General features: G+C 54.3%; 1 pseudogene. It reads right to left on the bottom strand.

What is annotated here, in order from left to right:
- Positions 1-615, bottom strand: a pseudogene (locus PO883_RS34745) (hypothetical protein); the annotation flags it as partial.

The following is a 615-nucleotide window of genomic DNA, read 5'->3' as shown; positions in this document are numbered from 1 at the left end:
GGCCGTCAGGCGGTGTGCCGCATCGTAGGTGTATTTAATGATACTGTTGTCTGGTAAAGTGATCTTCTTCATGTTTCCCGCGCGGTCATATTCATAAATTGTCGTTGCCTGCAGCCCGGTCGAACGCACTGTTTTGCTCAGCAGTTTCCCGCGCAGCGAGAAGACCAGGTCGGTTGCCACGCCGTTTGGCGCTTCGATCAGCTGGGCATTGCCGTGTTTGTCGAACTTGGAAAAAACCGTTGTACGGTTCAGTACATCCTTTGTGGTTTCCAGATTGCCGGCAGCATCGTAGGTAAAGGTGGTGCGATCGACGATATCTGTTCGGGGTCCCGTGACGGTCAGAACTTGGCCGCGGCCGTTGACTTCGTATGTCCACTTGCGCGGCAACCCAACGACAGGAGCGTTAAAGCCAAGTACGCCGGTTTCATCGGTGGTTGCCTGTTCCGTCTTCGTCAACAAATTGCCAACGTTATCGTAAACATACGTAATGCGTTTTTTCGGCTCGGAAATCTGCGATGGCAAGCGATATTTGGCATGCCATAGGGTGTTGACCTTGCGCATAGGTGCGGTGAGGCTTGTTGCGGCGAGCAGGGTGGTGCAGCTGGCCGTGCTGGC

This window comes from Massilia sp. DJPM01, assembly GCF_030348125.1.
Classification (GTDB): Bacteria; Pseudomonadota; Gammaproteobacteria; order Burkholderiales; family Burkholderiaceae_D; genus Telluria_A; species Telluria_A frigida.
The sequence above is the reverse complement of the archived record's forward strand: the minus strand, read 5'-3'. Positions and strand labels throughout refer to the sequence as shown.